The following is a 680-nucleotide window of genomic DNA, read 5'->3' as shown; positions in this document are numbered from 1 at the left end:
CCGGGCATGGACCCGGCGGCGCAGACCACCACGTCGCGGGGGTCGGAGACCTCGTTGACCAGGCCGATGACCTCGTTCTGGGTCAGCCGGCCGCCCTCGCCGGTGCTGGGGGTCTGCGGGTGGTAGGCGGCCTCGACGGTGGCCTCCCAGGCGTCCTTGAGCTCGGCGGTGCGGGCCCGGTACGCCTCGTCCACCGGCCGGCCGGCCAGCGCCTCGGTGAGCGCGGTCAGCGTCTGGCGGGCGTCGGCCTGGACGGTCACGCCGGCGTGCTTCGCGGCGTCCATCGAGGCGACGTTGACGTTGACGAACCGCACGCCGGGGTCGTTGAAGGCGGTGTGCGAGGCGGTGGTGAAGTCCTGCCATCGGGTGCCGATGCCGAGCACGACGTCGGCCTCGCGGGCGAGCGCGTTCGCCGCGGTCGTGCCCGTCGAGCCGATCGCCCCGACCGACTGCGGGTGGTCGAACGGCAGGGCCCCCTTGCCCGCCTGGGTCTGCGCGACCGGGATGCCGGTGGCCGAGGCGAAGGCGTCCAGCGCCTCGGTGGCCTGGGAGTAGATGACGCCGCCGCCGGCCACGACCAGCGGCCGGCGCGCCGAGCGCAGCACCTCCACCGCCCGGGCCAGCGCGGCCTGCTCGGGCAGCGGCCGGCCGACGTGCCAGGTGCGCTCGGCGAACAGCTC

Annotated in this window: 1 pseudogene; it reads right to left on the bottom strand. The window is 75.9% G+C overall.

The annotated features are described in order from the left end of the window. Window positions 1-680: pseudogene (locus tag HL189_RS22480) on the bottom strand (3D-(3,5/4)-trihydroxycyclohexane-1,2-dione acylhydrolase (decyclizing)); the annotation flags it as partial.

The organism is Modestobacter sp. I12A-02662 (assembly GCF_041028325.1).
GTDB lineage: Bacteria > Actinomycetota > Actinomycetes > Mycobacteriales > Geodermatophilaceae > Modestobacter.
This window is presented reverse-complemented; position numbering and strand designations above follow the sequence as displayed.